Origin of the sequence: Actinoplanes sp. NPDC023801 (assembly GCF_040639655.1) — a bacterium.
Taxonomy (GTDB): Bacteria; Actinomycetota; Actinomycetes; order Mycobacteriales; family Micromonosporaceae; genus Actinoplanes.
The window spans coordinates 320,352-345,649 of the sequence record NZ_JBFAAI010000001.1 but is presented as its reverse complement, the minus strand read 5'-3'; the positions used below and the strand labels follow the sequence as shown (position 1 = coordinate 345,649).

General features: G+C 70.0%; 27 protein-coding genes. 10 read left to right on the top strand and 17 right to left on the bottom strand.

All coding sequences use genetic code 11. From position 1 onward, the window contains the following. Positions 1–7: 7 nt before the first annotated feature. The 3 genes from AB0G04_RS01645 to AB0G04_RS01635 are packed head-to-tail and all read right to left on the bottom strand — an operon-like array spanning position 8 to position 2,338. Entirely contained in the window at positions 8–649 is a 642-nt protein-coding gene (locus AB0G04_RS01645) for an HAD hydrolase-like protein (protein ID WP_360974602.1), read from the bottom strand. Positions 650–659: 10 nt separating this feature from the next. Then, positions 660–905: a glutaredoxin family protein gene (locus AB0G04_RS01640; RefSeq protein WP_360974599.1), complete on the bottom strand. Its 246-nt coding sequence runs from the start codon at positions 903–905 to the stop codon at positions 660–662. Then, a complete protein-coding gene (locus AB0G04_RS01635; RefSeq protein WP_360974596.1) occupies positions 902–2,338 on the bottom strand; it encodes an AMP-binding protein in 1,437 nt (478 codons plus the stop codon). Before AB0G04_RS01635 ends, AB0G04_RS01640 begins: the two co-directional genes overlap by 4 nt. Before the next feature lie 394 nt (positions 2,339–2,732). Here AB0G04_RS01635 and AB0G04_RS01630 point away from each other — a divergent pair, with 394 nt between their 5' ends. After that, positions 2,733–3,677: an ECF subfamily RNA polymerase sigma factor, BldN family gene (locus tag AB0G04_RS01630; RefSeq protein ID WP_360974593.1), complete on the top strand. Its 945-nt coding sequence runs from the start codon at positions 2,733–2,735 to the stop codon at positions 3,675–3,677. A gap of 175 nt (positions 3,678–3,852) precedes the next feature. After that, positions 3,853–5,001, top strand: coding sequence for a DUF5667 domain-containing protein (locus tag AB0G04_RS01625; RefSeq protein WP_360974590.1), 1,149 nt, complete (start codon positions 3,853–3,855; stop codon positions 4,999–5,001). A gap of 125 nt (positions 5,002–5,126) precedes the next feature. Here AB0G04_RS01625 and AB0G04_RS01620 read toward each other — a convergent pair whose 3' ends face one another. From AB0G04_RS01620 to AB0G04_RS01600, 5 genes are all read right to left on the bottom strand, one after another. Then, a complete protein-coding gene (locus AB0G04_RS01620; protein ID WP_360974587.1) occupies positions 5,127–6,125 on the bottom strand; it encodes a lysophospholipid acyltransferase family protein in 999 nt (332 codons plus the stop codon). Then, positions 6,122–7,204, bottom strand: coding sequence for an NAD-dependent epimerase/dehydratase family protein (locus tag AB0G04_RS01615; RefSeq protein ID WP_360974584.1), 1,083 nt, complete (start codon positions 7,202–7,204; stop codon positions 6,122–6,124). Before AB0G04_RS01615 ends, AB0G04_RS01620 begins: the two co-directional genes overlap by 4 nt. A gap of 76 nt (positions 7,205–7,280) precedes the next feature. After that, positions 7,281–7,382, bottom strand: a complete 102-nt coding sequence (locus AB0G04_RS01610) for an AURKAIP1/COX24 domain-containing protein (RefSeq protein WP_007465623.1) — start codon at positions 7,380–7,382, stop codon at positions 7,281–7,283. A gap of 167 nt (positions 7,383–7,549) precedes the next feature. Further along, positions 7,550–7,762, bottom strand: coding sequence for a helix-turn-helix domain-containing protein (locus AB0G04_RS01605; RefSeq protein ID WP_014447695.1), 213 nt, complete (start codon positions 7,760–7,762; stop codon positions 7,550–7,552). Between the two features lie 180 nt (positions 7,763–7,942). Next, positions 7,943–8,863, bottom strand: a complete 921-nt coding sequence (locus tag AB0G04_RS01600) for a proline dehydrogenase family protein (RefSeq protein WP_360974581.1) — start codon at positions 8,861–8,863, stop codon at positions 7,943–7,945. Between the two features lie 85 nt (positions 8,864–8,948). Between AB0G04_RS01600 and AB0G04_RS01595 the strand changes: the two genes are divergently transcribed. Beyond that, on the top strand, positions 8,949–9,488 hold the full coding sequence (locus AB0G04_RS01595) for a CGNR zinc finger domain-containing protein (protein ID WP_360974578.1): 540 nt from the start codon (positions 8,949–8,951) through the stop codon (positions 9,486–9,488). On the opposite strand, the gene AB0G04_RS01590 is transcribed toward AB0G04_RS01595, so the two are convergent. Continuing rightward, on the bottom strand, positions 9,475–10,284 hold the full coding sequence (locus tag AB0G04_RS01590) for a sugar phosphate isomerase/epimerase (protein WP_360974575.1): 810 nt from the start codon (positions 10,282–10,284) through the stop codon (positions 9,475–9,477). The genes AB0G04_RS01595 and AB0G04_RS01590 overlap by 14 nt on opposite strands. Positions 10,285–10,369: 85 nt before the next feature. Between AB0G04_RS01590 and AB0G04_RS01585 the strand changes: the two genes are divergently transcribed. Then, complete coding sequence (locus AB0G04_RS01585; protein WP_360974572.1) at positions 10,370–11,197, top strand: hypothetical protein; 828 nt, start codon at positions 10,370–10,372, stop codon at positions 11,195–11,197. A gap of 33 nt (positions 11,198–11,230) precedes the next feature. Here AB0G04_RS01585 and AB0G04_RS01580 read toward each other — a convergent pair whose 3' ends face one another. After that, positions 11,231–11,914 (bottom strand): response regulator transcription factor, encoded by a 684-nt coding sequence (locus tag AB0G04_RS01580; protein WP_360974569.1) that lies wholly within the window; start codon positions 11,912–11,914, stop codon positions 11,231–11,233. A 73-nt stretch (positions 11,915–11,987) separates the two neighbouring features. After that, positions 11,988–13,244 (bottom strand): ATP-binding protein, encoded by a 1,257-nt coding sequence (locus AB0G04_RS01575; protein ID WP_360976201.1) that lies wholly within the window; start codon positions 13,242–13,244, stop codon positions 11,988–11,990. 206 nt (positions 13,245–13,450) lie between these two features. On the opposite strand from AB0G04_RS01575, the gene phoU reads away from it, so the two are divergent. Beyond that, on the top strand, positions 13,451–14,104 hold the full coding sequence (phoU, locus tag AB0G04_RS01570) for a phosphate signaling complex protein PhoU (RefSeq protein WP_360974566.1): 654 nt from the start codon (positions 13,451–13,453) through the stop codon (positions 14,102–14,104). Positions 14,105–14,185: 81 nt separating this feature from the next. Here the strand turns inward: phoU and AB0G04_RS01565 are convergent, their stop codons facing one another. Next, the gene (locus tag AB0G04_RS01565; protein WP_360974563.1) at positions 14,186–14,935 is read right to left on the bottom strand and encodes a phosphoglyceromutase; all 750 of its coding nucleotides are present in this window, start codon (positions 14,933–14,935) and stop codon (positions 14,186–14,188) included. Between the two features lie 136 nt (positions 14,936–15,071). On the opposite strand from AB0G04_RS01565, the gene AB0G04_RS01560 reads away from it, so the two are divergent. Further along, positions 15,072–16,313, top strand: a complete 1,242-nt coding sequence (locus AB0G04_RS01560; protein WP_360974560.1) for an MFS transporter — start codon at positions 15,072–15,074, stop codon at positions 16,311–16,313. A gap of 757 nt (positions 16,314–17,070) precedes the next feature. Here AB0G04_RS01560 and AB0G04_RS01555 read toward each other — a convergent pair. After that, on the bottom strand, positions 17,071–17,553 hold the full coding sequence (locus tag AB0G04_RS01555) for a YbjN domain-containing protein (RefSeq protein ID WP_360974557.1): 483 nt from the start codon (positions 17,551–17,553) through the stop codon (positions 17,071–17,073). Continuing rightward, a complete protein-coding gene (gene mshA / locus AB0G04_RS01550) occupies positions 17,547–18,842 on the bottom strand; it encodes a D-inositol-3-phosphate glycosyltransferase (protein WP_360974554.1) in 1,296 nt (431 codons plus the stop codon). Before mshA ends, AB0G04_RS01555 begins: the two co-directional genes overlap by 7 nt. Before the next feature lie 153 nt (positions 18,843–18,995). On the opposite strand from mshA, the gene AB0G04_RS01545 reads away from it, so the two are divergent. Continuing rightward, complete coding sequence (locus AB0G04_RS01545; protein ID WP_360976198.1) at positions 18,996–19,751, top strand: SDR family NAD(P)-dependent oxidoreductase; 756 nt, start codon at positions 18,996–18,998, stop codon at positions 19,749–19,751. A 2-nt stretch (positions 19,752–19,753) separates the two neighbouring features. Next, on the top strand, positions 19,754–20,509 hold the full coding sequence (locus AB0G04_RS01540) for a class I SAM-dependent methyltransferase (RefSeq protein WP_360974551.1): 756 nt from the start codon (positions 19,754–19,756) through the stop codon (positions 20,507–20,509). Here the strand turns inward: AB0G04_RS01540 and AB0G04_RS01535 are convergent. After that, on the bottom strand, positions 20,506–20,910 hold the full coding sequence (locus AB0G04_RS01535; RefSeq protein WP_360974548.1) for a response regulator: 405 nt from the start codon (positions 20,908–20,910) through the stop codon (positions 20,506–20,508). The genes AB0G04_RS01540 and AB0G04_RS01535 overlap by 4 nt on opposite strands. 138 nt (positions 20,911–21,048) lie before the next feature. After that, positions 21,049–22,266, bottom strand: a complete 1,218-nt coding sequence (locus tag AB0G04_RS01530; protein ID WP_360974545.1) for a S8 family serine peptidase — start codon at positions 22,264–22,266, stop codon at positions 21,049–21,051. Between the two features lie 256 nt (positions 22,267–22,522). On the opposite strand from AB0G04_RS01530, the gene AB0G04_RS01525 reads away from it, so the two are divergent. Further along, positions 22,523–22,735, top strand: coding sequence for a hypothetical protein (locus AB0G04_RS01525; RefSeq protein WP_360974542.1), 213 nt, complete (start codon positions 22,523–22,525; stop codon positions 22,733–22,735). A 76-nt stretch (positions 22,736–22,811) separates the two neighbouring features. Then, positions 22,812–24,572: an ATP-binding protein gene (locus AB0G04_RS01520; RefSeq protein ID WP_360974539.1), complete on the top strand. Its 1,761-nt coding sequence runs from the start codon at positions 22,812–22,814 to the stop codon at positions 24,570–24,572. A 53-nt stretch (positions 24,573–24,625) separates the two neighbouring features. Here the strand turns inward: AB0G04_RS01520 and AB0G04_RS01515 are convergent, their stop codons facing one another. After that, a complete protein-coding gene (locus AB0G04_RS01515) occupies positions 24,626–25,297 on the bottom strand; it encodes an SRPBCC family protein (protein ID WP_360974536.1) in 672 nt (223 codons plus the stop codon). Between the last annotated feature and the right edge of the window lies 1 nt (position 25,298).

Here is a 25,298-nt window from a genome sequence, read left to right as displayed (position 1 = left end):
ACTCAGCTCAGAGTGACATGGCCATCTTTACCGCCTCTACCAGCGTGTCGGCGACCGGACGGCCGGATTCACGCAGCCGTGCGGGGTCGGTGAACCCGCCGGTGTAGAGCACCGCCCGACCGCCGACCGACTCCGCCGCGTCGGCGTCGTCGAGCGAGTCGCCGATCATCACCACGTCGGTGCCGGCCACGCCGATCTCGTTGAGATGGGCGGCGAGGTGCGCGGCCTTGAAACCGCCGCCGAGCTCGGCCTGCAGCCCGTCGATCCGGGCGAACAGGCCGCTCAGCCCGTAGTTCTCGACCGCCGGGACCAGCTCGTGGTGGAACCACATGGACAGCAGGGACTGGCTGCCCGGCCAGGTCTTGATGGCGGCCTGCGCGTCGGCGGCGAGCGACACGTCGGTCAGGCCGAGGCGGTACGCGTCGTGGAAGATCCGGTCCAGCCGGCCGAACTCCTCCTCGTCGATCGCGCGGCCGAGCATCTCGGCGTAGAAGTCGGCAACCGGACGCCGGAAGGCCCGCCGGTGCTCGTCCGCGTGCACGTCACGGCCACCGGCGGCGGCGAAGGCGACGTTGCTCGACGACACGACCAGGTGAAGATCGTCGAGCAGGGTTCCGTTCCAGTCCCAAACCAGATGCTTTGCTGTCACCCGCGAAAAACTACAGGCGGGGTTCACCCGGCTGTCGAGCCAGATCACGGAGCAGGCGCTCCTCCTCGATCCGCCAGTAGCCGTGCTCCTTGCCGTCCAGCAGCAGCACCGGCACCCGGTCGCCGTAGTCCCGTTCCAGCTCGACGTCGGAGTCCACGTCGACCTTGCGCCACTGGCCGGGTGCGATCCGGTCGAGCGTCTGCTCGGCCACCTCACACAGGTGGCAACCCACCCGGCTGATCAAAGTCAGTCTCACAGGTCCCTCTTCCGTACCTTGCCGATGACCGTCCGCGGCAGCTCGTCCACCAGTTCGACACCGGGCAGCTTGAACCGGGCGAGCCGGGTGGCGCAGTGCACCTGCAGCTCGGTCGGGGTGGGTGCGGGGTCGCCGAGGACGGTGACGTACGCGTGCGGCCGCTGCCCGGCCGCGGGGTCCGGCACTCCCACCACGGCCACCCCGGTCACCCGCGGATGTGCCATCAGTACCCGCTCGATCTCGGCCGGGTAGACGTTGAAACCGTTCACCAGGATCAGCTCGCCGATCCGGTCGACGAGCACCAGGTCGCCGTCGCCGTCCGCGTACGCGACATCCCCGGTACGCCACCAGCCGTCCGGTCCGGGACCGTCGCGACCGTCCGGCCAGTAGCCGGAGAACAGGTTCGGCCCGCGCACCACGATCTCACCCGGGTCGGTGCCGGCCGACTCGGCGATCTCGAGATCCTCGTCGACCGAGGCGGTGCCGTCCCGCCACAGCTCGGCCCCGGCGGTGGTACGCAGCATCAGCTCGATCCCGGGCAGCGGCCGGCCGATCGAGCCCCGCTTGTCCCGGTCGCTCACCGCCGTCGTGGTCAGCACCGGGGCTGTCTCGGTCAGCCCGTACCCGATCAGGATCGCCCTGCCGGTCAGCTCGCGGAAGCGCGTCGCGACGCCGGTGTCCAGCGGCGCCGCGCCGCACACCGCGGTCCGCACCCCGCGCAGCGCCTCGGCCGCCTCCGGGCGCCCCAGCCAGGCCTGATACATCCCCGGCACCCCGACCGTGACGGTCACCGAGTGCCTGGCGATCAGTTCGAGCGAGTCCGCCGGGTCGAAACGCTCGGCCAGCACGCCGGTCGCCGCGTGGTGCGCCACGCTGCCGAGCCCGGTGTTCAGTCCGTACGCGTGGAAGAACGGCACGGCCAGCAGCACCACGTCGTCCGGGCCGACCACCGGCGGATCGATGCGATCCAGCTGGTCATGGTTGGCGGCGAGGGCGGCGTGGGTGAGCATCGCCCCCTTCGGTCGCCCGCTCGTGCCCGAGGTGTAGAGCAACACCGCAAGATCATTAATTTTCGGTACGGCTGGCGTGTCGCCCGTTTCCGCTGTCCCCGGCGGGCCGTCCACGACCAGGGACGCACCGGAGTCGGTGATCGCGTGCTCGCGCTCGTCGGTGGTGTAGCCGGGGTTGAGCGGCACCGCGACACGGCCCGCGCGCAGCGTCCCGAAGTAGGCGGCGGCGAACTCGACGGTGTTCCCGAGCAGCAATGCAACTCGATCGCCGGGCGCGGTCCGGGAGGCGATCCACTTCGCGGCCGCGGACACCCGCGTGTCCAGTTCCGCCCAGGTGACGACGGTGTCCGCGGCGATCAGTGCGGGCCGGTCGGGGCGACGGCGGGCGGCGTCAGCGACCGGGTCACGGGCGGGTTCGTCCACGAGGCCCGAGTCTGGCACAGACGGGCCGTGACCGGGACGCCGGACAGGCGGTCCGTCCGGGATGCGGCTTGTTCCGCCAAAGTGACCTTGACGATGGTTGCCGTGTTCGGCGCGATTCGCGGCTTTGCGCGTAGCGCACACGGTGTGCGACTCCTCGTGTCCGAGGTCGGCAATACTTCCGCTCTGTGTAACGGAATACACACCAACGGGTGAGGCGGACTGGCATTTCTGCCGGTTACTCACCCATTTTGTTGTGATTGACCATTTTGTTGTGAGTGACCCACCCTCATCCCGAGGAGGCCGCTGTGCCCCACGAAGCACGGAATCACGGTGAATTCACGTCTGGCGGGACGAATTCACTGTCGCCGGAGGCCCGCCGGGCTGAGGAGGCGCAGTGACCCATGTGTACGCGGAGGACCCGTACCACCGCGATGTCCTCGCGGCCCGGCACGCGCTGACCGGGGGCCTGAATGCCCTCCGGGGATCAGGAGGCATGATCGTCAACGCCATCCGGGGCGACAGCTCCAAGCAGACCGGCAGCCGGCGCCCGTTGAACGGGCCGCCCGCGGTCGCCTCACCGCACGCCGGCAAGGGCAACGGCGGCGGACGGGCCGGCGCCCCGCGGCCACCGGCGCAGCCCACCGCGGGCCAGCGCTCCAACATCGGTGAGGGCGAAGCCGTCGCCGGCGACCACACCGTGGTCCTTCCGACCCAGAGCACCACCGGGCCGCCGACCGAGTCCGCGCCGCCGAAGGCCCGTCCCGACCGCGGCGACCCCGCGGCCGAGGTGTGGGCACTGGTCGAGCGTGCCCAGGCCGGTGAGTCCGAGGCATTCGGCCTGATCTACGACCGATACGTCGACACAGTCTTCCGGTTCGTCTATTTCCGCGTTGGCAACCGGCAGCTCGCCGAGGATCTCACCTCGGACACCTTCCTGCGTGCGCTCAAGCGCATCGGCAGCTTCACCTGGCAGGGCCGCGACCTCGGTGCCTGGCTGGTCACCATCGCCCGGAACCTGGTCGCCGACCACTTCAAGTCCGGCCGATACCGACTCGAGGTGACGACCGGCGATGTGCTCGACGCCGACCGCGAGGATCGGGGGCCGGAGGGCAGCCCGGAGTCCGCGGTGGTCGACCACATCACCAACGTCGCCCTGCTCACCGCGGTCAAGCAGCTCAACCCGGAACAGCAGGAATGCATCGTGCTCCGGTTCCTGCAGGGCTTCTCGGTGGCCGAGACCGCGCAGACCATGGGCAAGAACGAGGGTGCCATCAAGGCCCTGCAGTACCGGGCGGTCCGCGCCCTGAACCGGCTCCTGCCCGACGGGTTCCAATCTTGATCAGACTTGACGAGTTTTCGATCTCCGATACCCGATGGCAACGCCTCGCACCCGTAACCGGGGCCGCGTGTCGCGCGTTTGTCCGGATGCGACCCGGGACCGTGGAAAACGGTCCGGTCGCCGACGTCGGCCCGCAGGCCGGCGAGACAGTCACGAGCGAGGGGAGGTGCCCACGGTGAAGTTCGCATTCCCGAACTCCCGGAGTGCCGAGCGCTTCGCGGAACTTATCGACGACGCCGGTGGCGCCCGTCGGCACCACAGTCGTGGACAGGCCGACGAGGAGATCAACCGGCTGGTCGCCATAAGCAACCGGCTCTCCACGGCCGCGCCCGGCGCACCGGTCGACTCCGAGTTCCGCGTCGGCCTGCGCGCCATGCTGGTCGCCACGGCCGAGCGGGACGGCATCGGGCGGACCGCCGCCGGGGCCGATCCCGAACCCGTCGTCGAGCCCGCCGTCCGGCGTTCACTGTTCGGCCGCCGGATCCGGGCCCGCGGGGCGATCATCATCGGCGTCGCCGCCGGTGCGATGGCCGTCTCGGGAATCTCCGCGGCGAGCGAGAGCGCGTCGCCCGGCGATGCCCTCTACAGCGTCAAACGCCAGACCGAACGCGCCCAGCTGGCGATCGCCGGATCCGATGTGACGCGGGGTCAGCTGTCGCTTGACTTCGCACGGACCCGGCTCTCCGAGGCGGTCGCGATGTCCGGTGACGAGCCGGAGTTCGCGCTGGTCCTGGACGACATGGATGCCGACACCCGCAAGGGCGTCCGGCTGCTGACCACGTCGGCGGTGTCCCAGCAGAACAGCAAGCCGCTGGCCACACTGGACGACTTCGTCGGTGACCAGCGCGGCACCTTCGCCCCGGCCCTGGAGAAGCTCTCCGCGGCCAACCGGGAGCGGGCGACCGTGTCGCTCGGCCTGCTGGAGGACGTCGTCGACCGGGCCGAGGACCTGCGAACCGGGCTGGGCTGCGACAAGGTCACCCCGGCCGGTTCCGACGCGCTCGGGCCGAAGCTGCGGGACTGCACGGCCGCCGGTGACGGTGAGACGGCCGCGACCCCGCAGCAGGGTGGCCAGAGCAAGACCGGGAACAAGCAGAACGGGCAGACCACGGCGCCGAAGCCGACAAAGCCCGGTGCCACGGCGGAGCCGAAGGTGACCGGTGAGACGGTCACGCCGGCCAAGTCCACCGCACCCGGTGTGACCCCGACCGTCACGGGCGGCATCGACACACCGGCACCGGCCGAGCCCTTCGGCACGACCGACAACGGGACGACCGAGGAAAACGGGGGTGTGCTGGGCGGACTGCTCGGCGACCTCTTCTGATCAGGACGGCCAGCTCGAGAACGTGGCGAGGGGCGGTGCCGGAGTTCATCACTCCGGGGCCGCCCCTCAACCGTCACTATAGGACGGACGGGTGAGCCGCTCCAGAAGATTGGCACTTACTCACGTCACGGTCCGAACGGATCCGGCCGTTTCTCCAGCAGCTCGTGCAGGGTCGCCTGGATCGTCTCGCGGACCTGATCGGCGAGGTTGTAGACGACCAGCGGGTCGTCCGCGAACTCGGTGAGGTGCGCGGTCGGGATCGGCGGGCAGAACTGGATCAGCCACTTGCTCGGCAGCGGCACCATGCCCAGCGGACCCAGCAGCGGGAAGGTCGGGGTGATGGGGAAGTACGGAACCCCGAGCAGCCGGGCCAGCGGCTTCAGGTCGGCCAGGATCGGATAGATCTCCTCGCCGCCGACGATGGCGACCGGGACGATCGGGGTGCCGGTGCGCAGCGCCGCCGAGACGAACCCGCCACGGCCGAAGCGCTGCAGTTTGTAACGCTCGGAGAAGTGCTTCCCGATCCCCTTGAAGCCTTCTGGGAAGACGCCGACCAGGTGGCCCGAGTTCATCAGGCGCTCGGCGTCCGGGTTGCAGGCCACGGTGGCACCGGCGGCCCGGGCCATCTCGCTCATCACCGGCATCCGGAAGACCAGGTCGGCGCCGAGCAGGCGCAGGTGCCGGTTGTCCGGGTGCTTGTCACGGATCGCCACGGTGAGCATCAGCGCGTCGAGCGCGATCGTGCCCGAGTGATTGCCCACCACGAGGCCACTGCCGTCGGCCGGCACGTTCTCGATCCCGAACACCTCGGTCCGGAACCACTCGCGGTAGAGGACCTTCAGCAGGGGATGGAACAGGGCGTCGGACAGCTCCGGGTCGAAGCCGAACTCGTCCACCTCGTACGCCCCGGCGAGTCGCCGCCGCAGGAACGCGAGGCCGGCGGCGACCCGCTGATCCCAGACGTCCACAGCGGTGGCAGCAGTCGTGGGCTCGGGCGCCTCCGGCATCGGCTCGCCCTTCTCGGGAATCGGGCGCCGGCCGTTGACCCGCTGCACCGGGGGCGGCTCGGGCAGCTTGAAATCGGTGTGGCCGGGCAGCATGTCGCGGTATTCGTCCTGGCTCACGACGTCTCCCGTCCCGCCCGGGACGGTTCGGCCGCCGCGGCCCGGACCCGGCGGACGCCCTCCAGGATCGCGGTCTCGGCCGCTGCCAGCCGGTCCGCGGTCAGTGTGGAACCGTCCGCGTGTGTCTTGATGAATTCCTCGAACGCCTCGACCGTGGTGCGCGGCGTGAAGCCGAACTCCTGCACCAGCCGGGTCGTGTCGACCACCCGGCCGTGGACGAAGAGGTCGATCTGGTCCATCCCGATCTGCTCGACGCCGAGGTTGCGGAGCAGGGCCGCGCCGGTGGAGAGCGCCGGTTCGGGCAGTGGCAGCGAGATCCGGCCGGCCCGGCGGACGGCCTGGGAGAGCATCAGGACACCGGATCCGGCCACGTTGAAGGTGCCCGGGTGGTCCTCGGCCACGGCGCGGTGCAGGACCTCCAGCGCGTCCTCCACATGGACGAACTGCAGGCGGGCGTCCCGGCCGAGCACGGTGGGCACCACCGGCTGAGCGAAGTAGCGGGTCAGCGACGTCTCCGCGGACGAGCTGAGCATGGGGGCGAAACGCAGGACGGTCGCCGCGACCTCGGGACGGCGGCGGCGGAAACCGCGGACGTACCCCTCGATGTCGAGGATGTCGCGTGCGAACGCACCTCGCGGCACCGCGCGCGGCTCGGTGTCCTCGGTGAAGACCGCCGGATCGCGGAAGGAGGCACCGTAGGCGGCGGTGGACGAACGCACCACCAGTTTGCGCAGCCCGGGCGCACCCTGGGCAGCCGCGAGCACCTGCATGGTGCCGATGACGTTCTGTTCCTTCATCGCCGCGCGACCGCCGTGTTTCGCGTCGGGCACGCTGGTCACAGCCAGATGCACGACGGCTTCGGCACCGAGATCAGCGATGGCCTCGGTGGCCGCACGCGCGTCGGCCCGGATCCGCTCCACCCCGTCGAGCAGCCCCAGGAGGCGTGCTGGCGGGTCGTGCGGATCCAGACCGACGACACGGTCGATACGAGGATCTGCGGCGAGGCGTGCGGCCACCCGAGCGCCGAGATAACGGCTGACTCCGGTGACCACGACAACGCTGGGCGGTGAGGTCACCACGGGTGCACCCTTCGATGCGCGGCCTCGAACAGAGGGCAAGTGCCGCCGACAGCCGGGAACTCAGCCCGGCCGGCGGTCACTTGCCGAGACGGCGACGCTGGACGCGGGTCTTGCGCAGCAGCTTGCGGTGCTTCTTCTTCGCCATACGCTTGCGGCGCTTCTTGACCACGGAGCCCATACGAAAAGCCTCTCGAGAAACCATGTTGGGTGGGCCCGGCACACGGCCGGAACCGGACTGGGACGGCGCCCGGAGCAGCGGCGCCATGTGCACGGCACGCGAAGACCCGGGAACCAACCGGTCCAGCGTACCGGCACGCCCTCGCCGGGCCAACACGACCCCGGTCGTCAGGCGCTCTGCGAGAAGGCGCCGCGAAGATATTCGTGCACCGCGTGCTCGGGTACCCGGAACGAACGGCCGACCCGGACCGCGGTGAGGTCACCGCCGTGCACGAGCCGGTAGACGGTCATCTTGGAAACCCGCATCAGCGCGGCCACCTCGGCCACGGTCAGAAACCGAACCTCTGAGAGTCGTTCCTCGGTCTGGGCTGGACCCGTCATCTCGTCGCACCGATCCTTTCACTGGCACGATCCGCCGCGGCCGGTGGCTCCCGGACGCCGCGGGGACGACGTGCGTGTCATCAGAACGGTATCGATACGGCTGTGACCAACGCGATACGTTCCGTGAAATGCCCAGAAAAAGTCAAGCCCGACACACCGGATCCGTGGTGATATCGCCCCTTAATTCCGAGACGTCACGGCCCGTGCCAGGAAGGCCATGTTGGCCGGGCGGTCGGCGAGGCGGCGCATCACGTACCCGTACCACTCGGCGCCGTACGGCAGGTAGACGCGCACCGTGTGACCGCTGCCGACCAGCCTGGACTGCTCCTCGGCGCGGACACCGTAGAGCATCTGGAACTCGTACTCCGAGGTCGAGCGGTCGAACCAGCGGGCCCGGTCCTCGGCGATCGCGATCAGCCGGGGGTCGTGGGTGGCCACCATCGGGTAGCCCTCACCCGACATCAGGATGTTCAGGCAGCGCACGAAGGACTTGTCCACGTCCAGCGCGGACTGGAAGGCCACCGACTCCGGCTCCGCGTAGGCGCCCTTGCACAGCCGCACCCGCGAGCCGGCCGTGGACAACTCCCGGCAGTCACCCTCGGTCCGGCGCAGGTGCGCCTGCAGCGCCGCGCCGGTCGACGGGAAGTCCCGCCGCAGCTCCACCAGGGTCTCCAGGGTCGCGTCCGTGGAGCCGTGGTCCTCGGCGTCCAGCGTCACGGTGGTGCCGGCCTCGGCGGCCGCGGCACAGATCGCGCGCGCGTGCTCGTACGCCAGTTTCTCGTCCATCCGCTGCCCGAGGGCCGAGAGTTTCACGCTGACCTCGACCGCCGGAGTGAGCCCGGCGCCCTTGAGGCGGCCGACGACCGAGAGGTACTCGTCGCGGGCGGCCACCGCCTGCTCTATGGTCCGGGTGTCCTCACCCAGATGGTCGAGGCTGACCGCCAGGCCGTCGTCGGCCAGTTCGCGGCTGACCTGCAGAACCTCGTCGGCACTGTGCCCGGCGACGAAGCGCTGCACGATTCCCCGGCTGACCGGGGCGGACTCGACCAGCCGCCCGATCCGGGAGGAGCCGGCCGCGGCGAGAAACAGGGAACGGAGCATGCGCCGAGCGTAACGTCCGGACCCGGTCCGGACGCCGGGCAACACATACGTGCTCCATGGGGCCCGGTGCGGCTACCGTTGTCGGGTGAACTTCGATGCGTACGCCCGGACCGCGATCGACCTCGTCAACGCGGGGCTGGACGATCTCGCCGGGTTGCGGGCCCTGTTCTCCGGCGAGCAGGCATACATGCGCGACCAGGTCGCCGAGAAGGACCTGGTGCCGTTCCGCCGCGCCCAGCGCCGGCTGCGTGAGGTCTTCGAGTTCGGCACCTCCGGGCAGGACAACGAGGCCGTGCGGGAGTTGAACACCCTGCTCGAGGCCCACCCCGTGCAGCCACGCATCTCCGGTCACGACGCGAGCGACTGGCACATGCACGTCGCCAGCCGCGGCTCGTCGGTCAGCGCCGAGTACCTCGCCGGCGCCGTGTGGGGCCTGGCCGTCTGGCTCTGCGAGTACGGCAGCGCACGCTTCGGCATCTGCGCCGACGAGCGTTGCGGCAACGTCTACCTCGACACGTCGTCGAACAACTGCCGCCGCTTCTGCTCGGAGCGCTGCGCCACCCGGTCGCACGTGGCCGCGCACCGCGCCCGCAAACGCGCCGCGGAGAACCTCACCCCTGCGTGACGGCCTTGCTCGGCTCGAGGTGGCGCCGGGCGAACTCGAGTGCCTCCCGCAGGTCGGCCTCCCGGGCCGGCCGGCTCGCCGCCTTGCGGGTGTTGATCTCCAGTGCCACCGACCCGGTGAACCCACGGCCGGCCAGCGACCGCAACAGCTCGGCGCACGGCTGATTGCCGCGGCCCGGCACCAGGTGTTCGTCCCGGCCCTCGCCGGTCCCGTCGCCGAGATGCACGTGCCGCAGGCCGGTGCCCATCCGGTCGGCCATCTCCAGCGCGTCGATGCGGCTGGCGGCACAGTGCGAGAGATCAAGCGTGTACGCGTCGAAGCCGGTCTCGGTCGGGTCCCAGCCGGGGTTGTAGGGCACCACCCACCGGCCGGCCATCTTGACCGGGAACATGTTCTCGACCGCGAAGATCAGGTCCGGGTGCCGGTCACGGATCCTGGCGAGGCCCTCGGCGAAGTTCCGCGCGTAGTCGCCCTGCCAGCGGAACGGCGGATGCACCACCACGGTCGGCGCGCCCAGCGCCTCGGCGAGCTGGGCGGCGCGGGCGAGCCGCTCCCAGGGGTCGGAGCTCCACACCCGCTGGGTGACGAGCAGGCAGGGGGCGTGGACCGAGAGCACCGGCACGCCGTAGTGGTCGGCCAGCCCCTTGAGGGCGCCGGAGTCCTGGCTGACGGCGTCGGTCCACACCATGACCTCCAGCCCGTCGTAGCCGACCGTGGCCGCCATCTCGAACGCCGCCGCGGTCGGCTCCGGAAAGACCGAGGAGCTGGAGAGAAGCACGGGTACGCGGGAAGTCACGCCCTCCAGCGTAGCCGCGCGCAACAGGGCTGGATATATCAGCTCTAAACGGTCATGATCCACCGATGGGCGTACGCTGAGCCGGATGAGCCGCGCGACGCCGCCCCGGGAAGTACCGCTCGACTTCCCTCGCGAGTGGATCGAGTTCCTCGACCCCGCCGACGACCAGCATCTGATCCGGGCCGACCTGACCTGGCTGCTCTCCCGCTGGACCTGCGTGTTCGGCTCGGCGTGCCGGGGCATCCTGCCCGGGCGCGCCGAGGACGGCTGCTGCTCGCACGGTGCGTTCTTCACCGACGCGGACGACGAGAACCGGGTGAAGGCGGCCGCCGCCCGGCTCACCCCGCAGACGTGGCAGCACTATCGGCGGGGCTTCAAGAATTACACCGAGGTGGACACCGTCGACGGAAGCAAACCCGCACGGCGTACGGCCACCCGCTCCGCCGACGGCCCGTGCGTCTTCCTCAACGAGGCCGACTTCCCCGGCGGCGGCGGTTGCGCCCTGCACGGCCAGGCTCTGCGGGACGGCGTGCATCCGCTCAAGTACAAGCCGGACGTGTGCTGGCAGCTCCCGGTCCGCCGCGAGCAGGACTGGATCACCCGGCCGGACGGCACGAAACTGCTCCAGTCCACCCTGAGCGAGTTCGACCGGCGCGGCTGGGGAGCCGGCGGGCACGATCTGGCCTGGTGGTGCACTTCGTCGCCGGACGCCCACGTGGGGACCGAGCCGATGTACGTCACGTATGCGCCGGAGCTCACCGAGCTGATCGGCCAGGCGGCATACGACCAGCTGGCCGGGCTCTGCGCTGCCCGGATCAGGTCCGGCCTGATCGCCGTGCACCCGGCGACCACAGCGGCCGCCGCAGGGCGCCGGGTGACCCGATCACGGGCGGGCCACCCGACCACCCCATAGTCCCATGACATGGTGTCATCGGACAAGGAGGGATCACGGCTCGAACTTGTAGCCGAGTCCTCGCACGGTGACGATGTAACGAGGCGCCGACGGCTCCGGTTCCACCTTGGAACGCAGCCGCTTGACGTGTACGTCCAGCGTCTTGGTGTCGCCGACGTAATCGGCACCCCACACCCGGTCGATCAGCTGGCCCCTGGTGAGCACCCGGCCGGCATTGCGCAGCAGCAGCTCGAGCAGCTCGAACTCCTTGAGGGGCAACTGCACGCCAGAGCCGTCGACCGTGACGACATGGCGTTCGACATCCATCCGGACCGGGCCGGCGGCCAGGGTCGGCGCGGTGACCTCGGCAGCCTCGGTGCCCTGCCGGCGGAGCACCGCACGGATCCGGGCGACCAGTTCACGAGGCGAGTACGGCTTCGTGACGTAGTCGTCCGCACCGATCTCCAGACCGACGACCTTGTCGATCTCGCTGTCCCGGGCGGTCACCATGATGATCGGTACCGCCGAACGCTGCCGCAGCTGCCGGCACACCTCGGTACCGGACATCTCCGGCAGCATGAGGTCGAGCAGCACGATGTCGGCGCCGGTCCGGTCGAACTGCGTGAGGGCGGAGGTTCCGGTCGCGGCGACCGACACCTCGAAACCCTCTTTGCGCAGCATGTACGACAGGGCGTCGGAGAACGACTCCTCGTCTTCGACCACGAGCACGCGGGCCAATGAAGTTCCTTCCGTCGTCGGCGGGCGGTTTCAGCGCTGTTTTACGGTCTTGCGGCGGAGCTGCCTGGAAGACTCAGCGCCCGGCCACACCGGACTCGATCTCAATCGCCGTCGGTGACGACGAGGGGGCTTCCGGGGGTCGCGCCGGTAGGCGCAGGGTGAACGTAGAACCGTCGCCGAGTGAACTGGTCACGTCGACGCGGCCGCCGTGGTTGGTGGCGATGTGCTTGACGATGGCCAGGCCGAGCCCGGTGCCGCCGGTGGATCGGGAGCGGGCCTGATCAGCGCGGTAGAACCGCTCGAAGACCCGTTCGACGTCCTGCGGGGCGATACCGATGCCCTGGTCGGTGACGTCGATCTCGATCCAGTCGTCGCTGTTGCGCATGGTGATGGAGACCTTGGTGTCCTCGCCCGAGTACGCGATCGCGTTCTCCACCAGGTTGGTGACCGCGGTGGCGATCTGGCTGTCGTTGCCGTACGCCATGGTGCCCTTGGCCCCGTCGTAGGTGACCTCGATGCCCTTCGCCGAGGACGTCGTCCTGGTGCGGTCGATCACCTCGGCGATCACCCAGTCCAGTGCGACCGGCTCCGGGTTCGGCAGCGGCTCGGCGCCCTGCAGCCGGGTCAGCTCGAGAAGTTCGTTGACCAGACGGCCCATCCGGGCCGACTCGTGATGGATCCGCTCGGCGAAACGACGCGCCGCCAGCAGGTCCTCGGACTGCGACTCGAGCGCAGCCTCAGGTATCTGCGTGGCGTCCAGCAGCGCCTCGGCCAGCAGCTGCAAGGCGCCGATCGGGGTCTTGAGCTCGTGGCTGACGTTGGCCACGAAGTCACGGCGGACCCGGGCCAGCCGGTGCGCCTCGGTCACGTCCGCGGCCTCGACCGCGACGTGTGTCGCGTTCAGCGCCACGGCCCGCAGATGCAGCCCGAGCGGGGCGTGCCCGCCGCCGGCCCGGCCGCGCGGGAGATCCAGCTCGACCTCCCGGCGCACACCGGTACGCCGGACCTGGCCGGCCAGGGTGCGCAGGATCGGGTGGGCGGCGATGGTGCCCGGCGCGCCTCCCGACCGGAGCAGACCCATCGCGCGGGCCGCCGGGTTGACCAGAACCGGATGGTCGTCCGCGTCGAGAACGACGACACCCACCCGTAGCGAGTCGAGACTCTTGCGTCCGAGCCCTTTCAGGCCGTGCTTACCCGCCGGGCGGTCGTCGTCCGGTTCGATGGCGGTTCTCCCCTCCGGGGTCCCGCCCACGGTCGATCCACCCGGTCGGCGAATCCGGGCAAGGACCAGCCCCGCTCCCACACCGACGGCGAGCGCGGCAGAAACCATGCCGACGGCGTATTCCCACTCCACGCTGCGATCGTAGGGTCATTGTTTACCTGAACCACAGGGCCATTACGGCAAATCGGGCGCACGTCGAATAATGTTCACCACCAGGCCCGCCGTCGTTCACCGGTGTTCATGTTGCGGCTGTCCCACGCCCATAGCCTGGTCAGCGCACAACGGCCGCCGCCAGGGAAAGAGGACTTGAGGACATGCGCGAGGAGTACCAGGCCGATCTGGTCGAGGTGAGCCGCCTGCTGGTGACGATGGCGGAGTCGGTCCGCGCGGCGCTGCGCAGGGCGACGTCGGCGCTGCTCACCGCCGATCTGCAGGCCGCCCAGGCGGTCATCGAGCGCGACTCGGACGTCGATGCGATCTATGAGCAGGTGGAGGTGAAGGTCGCGGACACCATCGCCCGGCAGGCGCCGGTCGCGTCCGACCTGCGGCGCGTCATCACGGCGCTGCACATCGGCGCCGACCTGGAGCGGATGGGCGACCTGGCTGAGCACGTGGCCAAGACCGCCGCCCGGCGCCACCCGTCCCCGGCTGTGCCGGCCGAACTGCGGCCGACCTTCAAGGGGATGGCCGAGGTCGCCGACCAGATGGCCGAGAAGATCACCGCACTGATCGCCAAGCCGAACGCCGAGGGCGCGGCACAGCTGGAGAAGGACGACGACGCGATCGACGACCTCGAGCGCGCCCTGTTCAAGATCATGCTGGCCGACGACTGGCCGTACGGCGCGGAGACCGCGATCGACGGCGCCCTGCTGGGCCGCTTCTACGAGCGGTACGCCGACCACGCCGTCAACATCGGCGAGCACCTGATCTACCTCGTCACCGGCGAAACGGTGACGAGCGAGGACTGAGGTCGATCTCCAGCGCGAGCTCAGAGATCCGGAGGCCGGGATACCACGGGGGTGTCCCGGCCTCCGTCGTCTGTTCTCCGGTTACTTCTTGCCCTGGTTGGCCACCGCCTCGGCGGCCTCCTTCGCGGCGACCGGGTCGAGGTAGGTGCCGCCCCTGTTGGTCGGGCGCAGGTTCTCGTCGAGGTCGTAACGCAGCGGGATGCCGGTCGGGATGTTCAGCTTGGCGATCGCCTCGTCGGAGATGTCGTCGAGGTGCTTCACGATCGCGCGCAGCGAGTTGCCGTGCGCCGCGACCAGGACCGTCTTGCCGGCGCGCAGGTCGGGGACGATCGCGTCGTACCAGTAGGGCAGGGCCCGCTCCAGCACGTCCTTCAGGCACTCCGCCTTCGGCAGGACCTCCGGGGGGAGGTCCGCGTAGCGCGGGTCGCCGGCCTGGGAGTACTCCGCACCGTCCTCGATCGGCGGCGGGGGCACGTCGTACGACCGGCGCCAGAGCATGAACTGCTCCTCGCCGTACGTCTCGAGGGTCTGCTTCTTGTCCTTGCCCTGCAGGGCGCCGTAGTGGCGCTCGTTGAGCCGCCAGTGACGCTTCACCGGGATCCAGTGCCGGTCGGAGATGTGCAGCGCGATCTCACTGGTCCGGATCGCACGCCGAAGAAGGCTGGTGTGCACCACGTCGGGCAGCACCCCCTGCTCCTTGAGAAGCTCGCCGCCACGCCGGGCCTCGTTCTCACCCTTGGCGTCCAGGTCCACGTCGACCCAGCCGGTGAAGAGGTTCTTGGCGTTCCACTCGCTGTTGCCATGCCGCAGCAGCACCAGGGTTCCAGTCATGAGGACATCTTGCCCCGAGGCCCGGCCGTGTGTACGGGCCACCCGGCACGTGTCCGCCACCACACCGGAACTCGCTTGCGCGACAACCTGAGATGTAAGGGAATAAACCCCGCGGACTACTTACGGGGAGACGAACGTGCGAGGTTGGTTACGGCAGGCCGCCGGCGGGCTGCCCCGGCAGTTCTGGTTCCTGTGGGCCGGCACCCTGATCAACCGGGTCGGCTCGTTCGCGGTGCTCTTCCTGAGCATCTACCTGACCGCTGAGCGGGGGTTCTCGCAGAGTCAGGCCGGTCTGATCCTGGGCATCTACGGCGTCGGTGGCGCGATCGGCACGCTCGGCGGCGGTGTCCTGGCCGACCGCTGGGGCCGCCGCCCGACGATGCTCGTCGCCCAGTTCGGCTCGGCCGCGCTGATGCTGGCACTCGGCCTGGTCACGACGTACCCGCAGATCGCCGTGGCGACGTTTCTCCTCGGACTGTTCGCCGAGGCGGTCCGTCCGGCCTTCTCGGCCATGATGATCGACATCGTGCCGGAGCGGGACCGCGTCCGCGCGTTCTCGCTCAACTACTGGGCGATCAACCTGGGCTTCGCGCTGGCGGCGGTCATCGCGGGTTTCGCCGCGAAGGTGGACTACCTGCTGCTGTTCGCCGGTGACGCGGCCACCACCCTGATCACCGCGACCATCACGGCGATCTTCCTGACCGAGACCCGCCCGGCCCGGACGGCGGGACGCAAGGCCGGGCACGGCGGCCTCGGCGCCGCGCTGCGTGACGGCAACTTCGTGGTCTACCTGCTGCTCACCTTCATCGTGGTGCTGGTCGTCCTGCAGCACCTGTCGACGCTGCCGATCAGCATGCTGGCCGACGGGCACACGGCCGCCACCTACGGCATGGTCATCGCGGTGAACGGGGTTCTCATCGTCTTCGGTCAGCTCTTCGTCCCGAAGCTGATCGAGGGCCGGGACAGCGCCAAGGTCCTGGCGGTCGCGGCCCTGCTGATGGGTTCCGGTTTCGGGCTGGTCGCCCTCGCCGAGACCCCCGTCGTGTACGCCTTGACGGTGATCATCTGGACGCTCGGCGAGATGCTGCAGTCACCCAGCAACGCGGCCACCGTGGCGGCCCTGGCCCCGCCGAGTCTGCGCGGCCGTTACCAGGGCCTCAACTCGCTCTCCTGGTCGGCCGGGACGGCCCTCGCCCCGATTCTCGGCGGTCTGGTCCTGCAGCGGGCCGGCGGCGCCGTGCTGTGGGGCGGCTGCTTCGTCCTCTGCGTCGTGGCCGCGGTGGGTCACCTGCTGGCCGGACCGGCCCGCGCCCGGCGCGCGATGCGGCTGCGACTCGCACAGGAGGAGGAGTCGGCACCCGCGCAGGCCACCGCGTGACGACGCACGGCTGCGCACTACCGCTGTCTCAGGCGGCCTGAGGCAACGGTGGAGCACAGCCGGATCTTTGGGTGCGGGAAACCGGCGACGGGATTACCCATAGCGCCGTAACGCATTCAGCCGGTATCAGATGGGTGGCGAATGATCCCGGCGTGTCTAACAGATGAACGGCAGAAACAAGCCGGAAACAAAAGCGCCGGCGGCGGCGGGCGACACCCATCCCCATAGGCGCCGCCCGCACTTACCGCCGGTCTCGGGTCGCGCCGTCCCCCAACGGCTCATGCCACCCGTCCCCAAACGCCGAACCGTGGCGATCATTGCTGATCGACCCGTTCCCCGAACTGACGGCTCGGCGTCCATCGACCACGCTAGTTGGGGCGGTCAAGCCATACAACCCGATTTCGTGTCGACATCTGTCTCAACCGTCACATTCACCAAGGACCAACCGATCGGAGGAGCAGCCAATCACTCTTCCGGGTTTCTCGGATGGGAAGAAATCCCGACAACTACCGTTCGCCAACCCCGCCTCGGCAAATGGCGCGCAAGTCTAGACGGCCGTCGAACCAGACTCCCGCATCTCCAGGGAATCCTCAGGGCATCGCCAGGAGACTGCCAGTACCCAGGAAGTCTCGATCTACACATCGGTCACCGGCACGATCGGTGAAGAACACGATCGGATGGCGATTACCCACCACCGCACCACAATGGACCGGCGGTACGGATAGACGCGCCTGATGATCAAAAGGCGTGTCCCGGGTCAGTCGGCGTCGTCCACCAGATGACGGAACGCCTGCAGGTTGGCCGTCGACTCGCCGCGTTTGACACGCCAGTCCCATTCGCGGCGGATCGACGAACCGAAGCCGATCTCCAGCATGGTGTCGAACGACTCGTCCGCGTAGGTGAGCACCGAACCGAGCAACCGGTCGAGTTCGTCGGCGTCCAGCCCCTTGAGCGACACCCGGCCGGTGAGGTAGACGTCGCCGGCCGCGTCGATGGAGAAGGCGACGCCGTACATCCGGGCGTTGCGGCGCAGCAGCCACGCCCACAGTTCCTCGTGCCGCTCGTCCGGCCGGCGCATCACGAACGCCTCGACCCGCAGCGAGTGCTCGCCGACGATCAGATTGCAGGCGGTCTTCAACTTGTGCGTACCGGGCAGCGTGACCACATAGGACCCGTTGCCGGTCGGCTCCCAGTCCAGCTCGCGTTCGGCAAGCACCCGTTCGATCAGTTCGGTCACCATCCGCAGGAGGCCCTTTCGAGTCGCGCCGTGATCAGAGCCCGATGCTCGCTCACCGCGTCACGGTAGACCCGGAGCAGCGTGTCCGCCGTGCGGTCCCAGGAGAACTGCGACGCATGGGCCACCGCGCCGGCGGCCAGCCGATGCCGGTACGCCGGCGCGTCGAGCAGCCGGTCCAGGACCTTCGCCCAGTCCCGCGGGTCGTGACCGTCGACCAGCACGCCGCTGACCCCGTCCCGTACCGCGGTGACCAGACCGCCGACCGCGGCCGCCACCACCGGCGTCCCGCAGGCCTGTGCCTCCAGTGCGACCAGGCCGAACGACTCGTTGTAGGACGGAACCGCGACCAGGTCGGCGGCCCGGTACAGAGCGGCCAGATCGTCACCGGTCTGCGGGGGCAGGAACACCACCGAGCCGGTCACCCCCAGCGTCGCGGCCAGCTCGATCAGCGAGGACGGCCGGTCCAGGCCGCTGCCACTCGGACCACCGCAGATCACCAGGGTGGCGCCGGAACCGGCGGCCCGCATCTCGGCCAGCGCGGCGATCAGCACGTCCGGTGCCTTGAGCGGCTGGATCCGGCCGACGAAGGCGATGATCCGGCCGTGCTCGGGCAGGCCGAACCGGGCCCGGTCCACCGCGCCCGGCCGGAACCGTCGCAGGTCAACACCCGGCTGCACGACACTGACCAGGGCCGGATCGGCGTCGTAGTGGGTCATCAGGTCCCGCGCCTCGAAGTCGGTGTTGGCCACCAGCCGGTCCGACGCGGCGACCACCTGCTCCTCGCCGATGACGCGTGCCTTCGGCTCGGGCCGGTCGCCGGCCGCGATGAACCTGTTCTTGACCTTGGCGAGGGTGTGCGCGGTGTGCACGTGCGGCACGCCCCAGCGCTCCCGGGCCAGCCAGCCGACCTGCCCGGACAGCCAGTAGTGCGAGTGGATCAGGTCGTAGTGGCCGGGCGGGTGCGCGGCCTCGGCCTGCAGCACGCCGTTGGTGAACGCGCACAGCTGGGCCGGCAGCTCCTCCTTGGCCAGGCCCTCGTACGGCCCCGCGGTGACGTGCCGCACGTGCACACCCGGCGCCATCTCGACGACCGGCGGCAGGTCACCGGCGGTGGCCCGGGTGAAGATCTCCACCTCGACACCCCGCTCGGCGAGCCGCTTGGCGATCTCGACGATGTACACGTTCATGCCGCCCGCATCGCCGGTTCCCGGTTGCTCCAGCGGCGAGGTGTGCACGGAGAGGGTGGCGATCCGGCGGGGAGTCGGCCATCCGCCGGCCCGTAGCTCAGCCACGCTGACTCCCTCGTGTGTCGGCCATCCAGAAAAGTTGTTACGCCAAGGTTCATCTTCCCCATCGGCCTGTGCCGAACCACTACACAGCCGACCCGGCGTGATCCAAGTCATGCAACGCGCGGCAGGAATCTCCTCATGGACAAGAATCGGGACATGCAGAACATCGCAGTGATCACGGGGGCATCGAGCGGGATCGGGGCGGCGACCGCCCGGCGGCTGGCCGGGGAGGGATACCACGTCGTCGTCGCGGCACGGCGCGCCGACCGCCTGGAGTCGCTGGTCAAGGAGATCGGCGCGAACGCCACCGCCGTCGCGTGCGACGTCACCTCCGACGAGTCGGTCGCCGCTTTGGCCGCGGCGGTCACCGGACTCGGCGGCCCGGTCACCCTGCTGGTCAACAACGCCGGTGGCGCGCGCGGCGCCGATCCGGTCGAGTCCGGGTCGGCCGGCGACTGGCAATGGATGTACGACGTGAACGTGCTCGGCACCCTGCGGGTCACCCAGGCGCTGCTCCCGGCACTCGAGGCGAGCGGCCGCGGCACGATCGTGACGGTCGGGTCGACGGCGGCCTTCACGCCCTACGAGGGCGGTGGCGGCTACGTCGCGGCCAAGCACGCCGAAACCGCGCTGGTCGGCACGCTCCGGCTGGAGCTCTGCGGCCGTCCGGTCCGGGTGATCGAGATCGACCCCGGCATGGTGCGCACCGACGAGTTCGCGCTCAACCGCTTCGGCGGCGACCAGGACCGCGCCGACTCCGTCTACGCCGGGGTGAGCGAGCCGCTGGTCGCCGACGACATCGCCGACTGCATCGCCTGGGCTGCCACCCGCCCGCAGCACGTCAACGTCGATCGGCTGGTGGTCCGGCCGGTCGCGCAGGCCGCGCAGCACAAGGTGCACCGGGAGCGGTAACGGTGAGCAGGCCGATCGGTGCGATCACCCGGGGGACGACCAATCCCAACCGGCTCCGGCGGGTGGACAACTTCATCTCGTACCGATGCGGCGGGCTCTTGAAGGAAGCGGCGCAGCCGCTCGTGGTCGATCTGGGCTACGGCGCCACTCCGGTGACGGCGGTGGAACTGCGGGGCCGTCTCGCCGCCTCGGTACGCGCCGACGTCGCGGTGGTCGGTCTGGAGATCGATCCGGTACGGGTGAGCGACGCGCTGCCGTTCGCGGACCCGCCGTGGCTGGAGTTCCGGCGCGGCGGGTTCGAGCTGGCCGGGCTGACACCGGTGGTGGTGCGCGCGTTCAACGTGCTGCGGCAGTACGCCGAGGACGAGGTGGCGGCGGCCTGGCGGGCGATGACCGCGACCGGCGCGCTGCTGGTCGAGGGCACCTGCGACGAACTCGGCCGGATCGCCACCTGGACGGTCGTCGAGCACGGTGTGCCGTCGACCCTGACCCTGTCGGCCCGGCTGCCCGCGTTCGAGCATCCGGCGGTCTTCGCCGAACGGCTGCCGAAGGCGCTGATCCACCACAACGTGCCCGGACATCCGGTGCACGAGTTGCTGCGGGCGCTGGGGCGGGCGTGGGAGACCGAGGCGACCCCGTTCGGGCCACGGCAGCGCTGGCTGGCCACGGTCCGGCGGATGCGCGCCGAGGGCTGGCCGGTGCTGGACGGTCCGGCCCGCTGGCGGCTCGGCGAGCTGACTCTGCCCTGGCCCGTCTAGTTCTCGCCCCCCTTCTCGCCGAGGGCGGACCTCAGGGCCTGGAGCAGGGCGTCGGCGGTGAACGGCTTCTTCACCAGCACGTCGTCCTCGCCGATCTCGCCCTTGCTGACCGCGATGTCCTTCGGCAGGCCGGAGACGAAGACGACGCCGATGCCCGGACGCAAATCGCGGATGGTTTTCGCCAGATCCCCGCCGGAGGCACCGGGCAGGGTCAGGTCGGTGATCAGTGCGTCGATCTTGCCGGGGTGATCGCGGCAGATCGAGATGGCCTCGTCCTGATCACCGGCCGCTGACGTGGTGTACCCGCGGCGCTCCAGCATACGGCGCATGATGTCGCGCAGATCCTCCTCGTCGTCGACGACCAGGACTGTCGGCCTCTCGGCGACCGGCGCCTCGGACATCTCGGTCCTCCTCGGGCTGGGGTCGCTCTCACGCTATCCGCCAAGGTGGCCCGGCGTACGGCGGTTCGCCGACGAAACCGGGCCGGCTCTCACCGCTGTCTCAGCGACGCTGAGACAGCGGTGGCGTCCAGCCGGGTCTTACCTGTTCAGGTGGCCGGTGTAGAGCAGGCGGTTCGGCGATCCCTTGCCCGGGTTGCGGACCAGGTTGACGCCGGCGTTGGCGACCAGGTCGTCACGAACCTGGCGGGGCGTCCAGTCCGGGTGCGTGGCGAGGACCAGCGCGGCCGCGCCGGCCACGTGCGGCGCCGCCATCGAGGTACCGCTCATCGTCTGCACCGCGGTGTTCGAGGCCTTGCCGGCCGACTTGATGTTCGCGCCGGGAGCGAAGATGTCCAGGCACTTGCCGTAGTTGGAGAAGGCGGGCCGGGCGTCGGCCGAGTCCACCGCGCCGACCGTGATCGCGTCCGGAGCCGCGGCGGGCGAGCCCTTGCAGGCGTTCTTGCTCTCGTTGCCGGCGGCGATGGCGTACGTGACGCCGCTGTCGACCGAACGCTTGACCGCGGCGTCGAGCGCCTTGCTGAGCGGGCCACCCAGGCTCATGTTCGCCACGGCGGGACGTTTGGCGTTCGCGGTCACCCAGTCGACGGCCGCGATGAAGTTGGAGAACGAGCCGGAGCCGTTGCAGCCGAGAACCCGCAGACCGACGATCTTGGCGTCCTTGGCCACACCGTACGTGGCGCCGCCGACCGTACCGGCGACGTGCGTGCCGTGGCCGTGGCAGTCGTTGGCGACCGCGTCACCGTCGACGAAGTCCCAGCCGTTGGTGGCCCGGCCACCGAACTCCTTGTGGCCGACCCGGACACCGGTGTCGATCACGTACGCGGTGACCGCGGAGGCGGACTTGTAGGTGTAGGACTTCGACAGCGGCAGCTTGCGCTGATCGACGCGGTCCAGGCCCCAGGTGGGGTTGGCCCGGGTGACCGAGACGGAGGCCGGCGCGGCCGCGGTGGTGATGACGGCGTCCTGCTCGACGTACTCCACCGACGGGTCGGCGGCGAGGCGGCGAGCCTCGCCGACGGTGGCCTCCAGGTGGAAGCCGCGCACGGCGGACACGTAGTTGCCGGCGACCCGGCCGCCGTACTCGCGAACCAGTTCGGCCGAAGACGTGGCGCCGGACTTCAGGACGACGATGTAGCTGCCCGGGATGGCGCCCTCGACACCGGCCCCGGAGATGGTTCCCACGGCGGGCGCGGCCGGCGCGGCGACGGCCGGTCCGGTCAGGCCCCAGAGGGTGGCGGTGGCGGCGCTCGCGGCAACGGTCAGTCGGATGGCCAGGCGGGCGTCGTTACCGAACATATGAAGTGGGTCCTCTCGGTGGTGTTCTCAGGTCGACTTTTCAATTCGGCCTGGGGGGCATGCCGAAAGCAGCTGAGGGAAATGTTGGAGAGGGCCGGTAGCACCCACGGGTTCGCCTGCGTTGTGGCTCGGTTGCACGATTCAGGCGGCCGGATCACACCTCGAACCTCTAAGCCGACCGTGCCGAGGGCCGAACTTCTCGCTGTCAGGACCGCTGCACCGCTACCGACCACCGTTACCGAGCAAGGAGAGCGATATGACCGCACTGCTGTCGCCCGAGATCGACACCGTCGGTGAGATGACCGAGCGCTGCGATCGTTGTGGGGCGGCCGCCAAGCTGGAGGTCGTCCTCGCCAGTGGCGGGGATCTTGCCTTCTGCGGGCACCACGCGAACCGGCACCGGACCGACATCACCCGGGTGGCCAGCAGGATCCGCCTCGAGGACGGCTTCGACTGGGCGGGCAAGTAACCGCTCGCCCGGGTGGCCCGCGTTATGCTCTTTCCCTCACGTCTTGGGGGTATTTGTGCATATCGCGGCGCATGACGTGGGCAGGCTGTCCCGGCTGACCGCCGGGTGTGCCGGAGTCGCGGTCGCCGTTTTCGGCGCCCTGCACACGTCCGAACCCGGGCCCGCGCCGGCCCTGATCCCGGCCGGGGTCGCCCTGACACTCCAGGTGATCCCGGTCGCAGGCGTTCGAACCGGTCCGCTACGCGCCGCGGCGGCCGCGCTGCTCGCGCTGGCCGCCACCGGTGCGGGCGCCACCGCACTGGACAGTCATCCGGCCGCGGCGGTCGCCACCGCCCTCTCCGGGCTGGCCCTCGCATGCCTGGACCTGCGCGTGCCCCGCCGCAACGGCGGGATCGCGTTCCGGGTCGCCGACCCGCTCCTGCTGGGCGCCGCCATCATCGCCCTGGTCGCCCTGGTGCCCCGCCTCTTCGAACCGGCCTTCCCGCCCGGCCGCGGACCGGACAGCGTGATGCCGCCCTACCTGGCCGGCGCACTGCTTCTGCTCGCCATCGGCACCATCCTGGCCCGGCCCGAGACGGGACCGCTGCACACCCTCGACGACTCCGGGCCGCGCGCCGCCATCCGCCGCCTGGCCCCCGCCCTGATCGCCGCCCCCATCGTCGCCGCCCTGGTCAGCGCATTCGCCGCGCGGACCGGCTCGAGCCGCCCGGTGGCCGCGGTGAGCACCGGTGTGATCCTGGCCGCGCTGGCGCTGCTCGCCCTGCTGGCCTATCTGGTCCGCACCCTCGACGACGCCGACCAGCGGCAACGGCACCTGGTGGCCGAACTGAAGGAACGGCAGGACTTCGCACAGACCCTGCTGCAGTCGATGAACGAAGCCGTCATGGTCCTCGACGCCAACTACCGGGTGATCGACGTGAACCGCCGCTGGCGGGAGCTGACCGGCCACGACCACCCACCCGAGGTATCGCCGCCACTGCCACCACCCGGCACCGGCGGCGACTGGCTGCTCCCCCGCGCCGACGGCACCGATGTGCCGGTACTCGCCACCATGGCCGCCATCCCGGACGCGGCCGGAGCTCCGCGCGGGTACGTGGCCACCTACATCGACATCGCCGAGCGCAAACAGGCCGAGGAGGCGCTCACCGAGCACGCCGCCGAACTGGAGCGCGGCAACGCCGAACTGGCCGCGGCCCTGGCCTTCAAGAACGACCTGACCTCGATGCTGACCCATGACGTGGCACAGCCGATCAGCTCGATCGCCAGTCTGGCCGAACTGCTCTGCGCCGACTGGCACGATCTGCCCGAGGACATCCGGCTCGAGCTGGCCACGAAGATCGACAAGAACACCCGGCGGCTCATCAAGATGATGAACGACCTCCAGCTGCTCTTCCGGCTGGACACCGGGACGGTGACCGCGCGGCGCGTACCGGTGCCGCTGCTCGAGGTGGTCGAGGCGGTCTGCGGCGACGCCAGCGCCACCGGCGATGTCGAGATAGTCATCGACGAGGAGGTGGCCGCGCTCGCCGACCGCGGCCACCTCACCGTCGTCGTGGAGAACCTGCTCAAGAACGCCCTCACCCACGGGGCGCCGCCGATCCACATCCGGGCCGGCCGGGAGACGGGCGGCACGGTACGGCTGGCGGTGCAGGACAGCGGCACCGGCATTCCCTCCGACCTGCTGCCCAACCTGTTCGGGCGCTTCATCCGGGGCGCCGGGCTGGGACTGTTCATCGCACGCCACCTGGTCGAGGCGAACGGCGGATCGGTCCGCTACGAGCACGCCGAACCCCGCGGCGCCCGGCTGGTCGTCACCCTGGAAGCCGCCACCAGCTGAAGGGGCCCGGTGACGCGAACGTCACCGGGCCCCGCGAGGTTCTCGGAGCTCGCTCAGCCCCGCTCCTCCTCGTTGATCATGCCGTTGCCCCACATGTCGTTGTCGGTGCTGTGGCCGCCCATCCGGGCGGTGCCGACGGCACCGTTGTCCCATCCGGCGCCCGGCCCGTGTCCGGTGTTCCGGTTGCGGATGCGTGCGGCCACCGCGGCGGGTGACGGGGTGTCGGCGCTGATGCCGGGGATCAGCGTGTGCTGCCGTCCGGCGAGCGTCTTGGTGCTCACGCCGCTGTGCGGGATCGGCCGGCCTCCCAGCACGCCGCTCTCCACCAGACCCTTGAACGTGGTCAGGTCGGCTTTGAGGCGGCGGTTCAGGGATTCCTGGCCGTGCCGGTCGCTGGGCATGAGGAAGGCGATGTCCGCCTCCAGCTGGGCGACGATCTGGGTCTTCGTCTCACCCATGGGACGCAGCGTGATCGTCTCCGCGAGCAGGGGCCCCTCCATGGTCGACCAGGAGACTCGTTCGTCCGGCGACCGTTCGATGATCTGGGCGTCGAACTCGCGGCGCTTCCCATCGACATCCATGATCCAGTGGGTCTGGTCGGCGCCGGTCGACGTCACCTGCCGCACGCCGGTCATGAAACGCGGGTAGTTCTCGAACGCTGCGAGCTGCTCGTACACCGTGTGGACCGGTGCACTGACTTCGATAGCCTGCTGAACCATACTCATC